This is a genomic window from Amnibacterium sp. (assembly GCF_025463795.1).
Taxonomy (GTDB): domain Bacteria; phylum Actinomycetota; class Actinomycetes; order Actinomycetales; family Microbacteriaceae; genus Amnibacterium.
Window position 1 is genome coordinate 1 of sequence record NZ_JAODBE010000202.1, and the last position, 4,295, is coordinate 4,295.

General features: G+C 75.3%; 5 protein-coding genes and 1 pseudogene. 2 read left to right on the top strand and 4 right to left on the bottom strand.

Going from position 1 to position 4,295, the window contains the following annotated elements; translation table 11 throughout:
• Positions 1 to 348 (top strand): annotated as a pseudogene (locus tag JWQ92_RS16640) (hypothetical protein); the annotation flags it as partial.
• On the opposite strand, the gene JWQ92_RS16645 reads toward JWQ92_RS16640, so the two are convergent.
• From JWQ92_RS16645 to JWQ92_RS16660, 4 genes are all read right to left on the bottom strand, one after another.
• Positions 345 to 1,889: an oxidoreductase gene (locus JWQ92_RS16645; protein ID WP_297345581.1), complete on the bottom strand. Its 1,545-nt coding sequence runs from the start codon at positions 1,887 to 1,889 to the stop codon at positions 345 to 347. The pseudogene JWQ92_RS16640 and the gene JWQ92_RS16645 sit on opposite strands and share 4 nt — an antisense overlap.
• Positions 1,886 to 2,338 (bottom strand): FMN-binding protein, encoded by a 453-nt coding sequence (locus tag JWQ92_RS16650; RefSeq protein ID WP_297345582.1) that lies wholly within the window; start codon positions 2,336 to 2,338, stop codon positions 1,886 to 1,888. The genes JWQ92_RS16645 and JWQ92_RS16650 overlap by 4 nt, the downstream gene beginning before the upstream one ends.
• Before the next feature lie 85 nt (positions 2,339 to 2,423).
• Positions 2,424 to 3,617, bottom strand: a complete 1,194-nt coding sequence (locus tag JWQ92_RS16655) for an acyl-CoA dehydrogenase family protein (RefSeq protein WP_297345583.1) — start codon at positions 3,615 to 3,617, stop codon at positions 2,424 to 2,426.
• Between the two features lie 104 nt (positions 3,618 to 3,721).
• Positions 3,722 to 3,847: a hypothetical protein gene (locus JWQ92_RS16660; protein ID WP_297345584.1), complete on the bottom strand. Its 126-nt coding sequence runs from the start codon at positions 3,845 to 3,847 to the stop codon at positions 3,722 to 3,724.
• A gap of 159 nt (positions 3,848 to 4,006) precedes the next feature.
• Here JWQ92_RS16660 and JWQ92_RS16665 point away from each other — a divergent pair.
• Positions 4,007 to 4,295: hypothetical protein (locus JWQ92_RS16665; RefSeq protein ID WP_297345585.1), on the top strand; the 289-nt coding region annotated here is incomplete at its 3' end.

Sequence of the window (4,295 nt, forward strand, 5' to 3'; positions counted from 1 at the left end):
GTCGGTGCGGTGCCCGCCGGGCCCGCTGCGGCCGCGACCCGGCTCGCACCCGTGCACGGTTCCGCGGTCTCGGCCCAGCTCACCGCCACCGGCGTCGCGTGGGGCACGAAGCTCACCTGGTCATGCACCTACCCGACGGGCGGGGTCGACGCCTACGCCGCGTCGAGCTACCGCCTGGTCGTCACGACGACAGCCGGGCGCACCGCGGTCGTCGCCACCTGGGGTGTGCACGGCGAGAGGGCGTCCGGTCTCGCCGCGGCGACGAGCATCCCGCGCAGCGCCATCCGCAGCGTCGACATCCGCACCGACACGGGCACCGTGCTCGCGAGGGCCGACCTCGCCGGCTAGGCGCCGAGGAAGCGGTCGGTGCGGATGCGCCGGCCACCGGCCGCGCGGCTGATCCGGCGGACGGCCCGCACGAAGGCAGGGCTCCCGGCCGCGCCGGCCCAGCGCGCCCTCAGGTCCGGGATCAGTGCGGCGAGGTCCAGCGCGGCGAGGTCGTCCGCGACCCGCGTCCAGCCCGCAGGGAGCGCTGGCTCGACGGCCGCCGGTCCGACGACGAGGGCCCGCACGCCGGCCGCGGCGAGCACCGGCGCGAGGAGCAGGTCGCCGGGCGTGCGCGCGACCTGCACGAGCACGACGTCCGCCGGACGCCCACGCCGCACCAGGTCGTCGGCGAAGGCAGCGAACGGCGTGATGCCGATGCCGCCCGCGAACCAGACCTGCGGGCCGTCGTCCGCCGGGGCGACGAAGTCGCCGCCGAGCGCGCCGCCCGCGACCCGGTCGCCGGGGCGCAGCCCGGCGAGGCGTCGCTTGAAGGAGCTGGCGGGCTCGGCCAGCCGCGTCACGACGACGAGCTCCGGGGCCAGCGGGCTGCTCGCCGCGCTGAAGACCCGCCGCGAGCCGCGGCCGTCGCCGCGGCCGCCGGGCAGCGTCAGCTCGACGTACTGGCCGGCGCGGAAGCGCACCGGCCGTTCGGGTGCGAACGTGAGCCGCAGCACCCCGTCCTCGAGCCGGCGGTCGGCGACCGTGAGACGGATCCGTCGCCGCGGCCCGAACCCGAACGCGACGGCGTTGCCCACGAGCAGCGCCACCTCGGGAGAGGTCGCCACGGGGCCCACCTGGAACGGGATCAGCGTCAGGGCGCCGATGAGCACACCGACAAGGAGCCGCTGCCACCGTCGCGGCGCCTGCGTGAGGGGCTCCGACACCATGAAGGCCGCGAAGAACAGCACCGGATAGGAGGCCACGGCCGTCCAGGCGGCGGCGGGCAGCGGGAGGCCGCCGGCGGCGAGTCGGACGGCCGCACCGGGCAGTGCCACGACGACGACCGCCAGCGCGGTGTCCCACGTACCGGCGCGGAGCAGCACGACGGCGCCCCCGACGAGCAGCACCGGCAGCAGCGGTGGCGTCGCGATCCACCAGGCGGCGCCCGACACCTGGGTGAGCGTCACGACGACGGCGCCGACCGCCACCGGATTGAGCACGTGCCGGCCGCGCCACGCGAGCAGCGTCTTCGAGATCCCGGCGACCGCACCCGCGATCGCCACGGCACCGAGGTCGCGGACGTCGAGCCCGGGGAAGAAGAGGCAGACGACGAGCAGCGCGGTGATCAGGCTCGACTCGGGGTGCGGGCGCACGCGCAGCGGCGCGGCGGCGAGCCACGTGCCGCCCAGGGTCGCGGCCAGTGCGACCGCCGTCGAGGCGAGGATCGCGAGCGGGGGATAGGGCGTGATGCCGGTCGCGCCGGTGATCGCGGCAGCCGTGAGCAGCACGACGAGCGCCGCGAGCACGACGCGGTACATGCTCCAGCGCGCCAGCAGCCGGTCGGCGGCGCGGCGGATCCGGTCGCTCGCCGGCCGCGCAGGGGCGAGGACGGCCACGGTCACGCCGCGGCCTTCGCCTCGATGGCCGCGATGGCGGCGTCGAAGCCCTGACTCGTGAGCGACGAGCCGGACACGACCGTCACGTTGAGGGCGGTGATGGGCTTGCCGATCACCGTGCCGCCGACGCCGGAGGCGAACCGGGACTCGTAGCCGGAGGCGGTCGGGTTCTCCGCCTTCGGCACGACCTCGAGCGCCGTGACCACGCCCTGCTTCAGCGTGAGCGTCACGGCCACCGCGGACGCGCCGCCCGGCGAGGTGTACCGGCCGAGATCGCTGTAGGTGCCGTCCTTGAAGGTCGTTCCGGACGGCACCGACGACGACGAGACGGGCGCCGACGCCGGTGCGGCGCCCGACGCGATCGTGCCGGCGTCCGCGGCCGACGCGCATCCGCTCAATCCGACGGCCAGTAATCCTGCGCCGGACACGGCGGTGGCGAGAGCGGTCGGTCGCATGGGGACTCCTCGGTCGGGATCGACGACGGCCGCCGTCATGTCGAACAACGACCGCGGCCCCGGATCGGTTCACCCGCCGCAGAGGTCAGCCGATGCGGAACGCCGGGATGCCGGTGATCGCGGCGCCGAGCACGAGGGTGTGCACCTCGTCCGTGCCCTCGTAGGTGCGCACGCTCTCGAGGTTGAGCGCGTGCCGCAGCGGCGAGTATTCCGTCGTCACCCCGTTGCCCCCGAGGATCGTGCGCGCCTGCCGGCACACCTCGATCGCCTCCCGCACGTTGTTCAGCTTGCCGAGGGACACCTGCTCCGGCGTGAGCCGCCCCGCGTCCTTGAGCCGGCCGAGGTGCAGCGCGAGCAGGAGGCCCTTCTCGATCTCGAGCTGCATGTCGACGAGCTTCTGCTGCGTCAGCTGGAAGGCGGCGATCGGCGAGCCGAACTGCTCGCGCTGCTTCGCGTAGGCGACGGCGACCTCCATCGCGTCGCGAGCGGCGCCCATCGCGCCCCAGACGATCCCGTACCGCGCCTCGTTCAGGCACCGAAGAGCCGCCCCGAGTCCGTGGGCGTCGGCCAGCTGCGCCTCGGATGGCACGCGCACGTCGTCGAGCGCGATGTCGCACTGCACCGAGGCGCGCATCGACAGCTTCGGTGCGATCGGCGTCGCGCTGAAGCCGGGCGTCGCCGTCGGCACGAGGAACGCGCGCACGCCCGCCTCGGTCCGGGCCCAGATCACGGCGATCTCGGCGACGGAGGCGAGCCCGATCCACCGCTTCGAGCCGGTGATCGACCAGCCCCCGTCGGTCGTGCGGCTCGCCGTGGTGCGCATCCCCGCCGGGTCGGATCCGGCTTCCGGCTCCGTGAGGCCGAAGCAGCCGAGCGCCTCGCCCGTCGCCATCGCCGGCAGCCACCGCTCGCGCTGCGCCTCCGACCCGTACCGGGCGATCGCGGTCATCGCGAGGGAGCCCTGCACCGACACGAGCGTGCGGATGCCGGAGTCCCCGGCCTCGAGCTCCATCGCGGCGAGGCCGTACTCGACGGCACTGCGACCGGCGCAGCCGTAGCCCGTCAGATGGGCGCCGAGCAGACCCGCGGCGCCGAGCTCCGACACGAGGTCGGCGGGAAAGGTCGCATCCGCGAACCACCGGGCCGCGTTCGGGCGGATGGCGCGGTCGACGAGATCACGCACCCCGTCGCGCCAGTCCCGCTCGCGGCCCGTGAGCTGGTCCTCGAGGGCGAGCAGGTCGATCCGTCGCTGCTCGAGCGTGGGCGTCGTCGGAGTCACAGCCGCATTCCACCACGCGCGGCAGGCCTCCAGCGCGCTCGTCCGGCGGGAAGCCCGACCGGCACCGGATCGACTGGGCGGCTGCGGCGGCCGCCCGCTGACCCTCAGAGCGTCGCCGTGAAGAACCCGCAATGGGCGCACTCCCAGAAGGGATACCGGTCGGTGCCCGTCCAGCGCAGGACGTGCAGGCACCGAGGGCAGTCGGGCGGATCGTCACCGTTGAAGTCCATGCGCGGAAGGTAGGCCGCGAGGAGAGGAACCCGCTCTGAGATTCGTGCGCGGACGCCGCATGCCTCGCCTCCTGCGCTCGGCTGCCGCCGGTCGGGGAGCGGCCGCGTGCCGCGAACTGGGGCGCGCGGACCGGCCCGCCGCGGCCCTACGGTCACGCCATGTCGACCGCCGCGCACCGGGCGCCCGCCCGCTGGACGATCGCGGGCTGGAACCACCGCGCCGCCCATGCGCTGTGGGACGGCCGGCTCGGTGCGTCGGCCGCGGAGGCGCTCGCCGACGTGCGGTTGCCCGCCTATCGCTCGCTCGCCGGGTTCCTGCTGATCGTGGTGCTCGCGGGCGCCGCGCTCCTCGCGCTGCCGGCCGGCTGGCCGGTCCTGCCGGTCGCCGGGTCGCTCGTCGCGCTGGCCCTCGTGGCCGTCGCGGTCGGCGTCCGGCCGCTCCGGAGGG